A 505-nucleotide genomic window follows, 5' to 3' on the forward strand; every position below is an offset into this window, starting at 1 on the left:
TAAATGAAACGTTACCACTGAGGATAATCGAAAGGCTTTAAAAAACAACTAATTATCGTTAATGGATGAAAGTGTGCTTTCAATTATTGGAATCAGCCATTTATAAATAGGACTATTGCGATGGCGATAGTGCATGTATAGGTAAATATCTTGAGACTCGCCTTTGAAGGAGGCTTTTAGTTGTGGAGAGAGTGACAAACTTTTGAGTCCGGAAAGATGCTTTCTTGAAAGAAACGCAGATGTGGGGAATAGAGCATCTGTCTCCGAAATCACTTCTAATAGAGACAAAATGGAACTGGACCTAAAAGCGGTTTCGGTTTCAATGTTTTCACGCTCTGCCCAGCACTCAATAAGCGTTCTGTTCTCATTCCAATCTGGGACGATGGCAGTGACAATTGGATATAGACTTAAGTCATTACAATCGATCGCTTGATCCGATAAAGGGTGTGCATCTCTCGCTAATATCTGAAATTCATCGGTGGCAAGGTGCTTGGTTTGTAGTTCT

1 protein-coding gene is annotated in these 505 nt (G+C 40.2%); it reads right to left on the minus strand.

The genetic code is table 11. The features are described from left to right. Nucleotides 1-48: 48 nt before the first annotated feature. Nucleotides 49-505 (minus strand): LysR substrate-binding domain-containing protein (locus R7Z50_RS31420; protein ID WP_318150265.1); only part of this gene is annotated, 457 nt, incomplete at its 5' end.

The sequence above is a fragment of the Vibrio sp. 1249-1 genome (assembly GCF_033340495.1).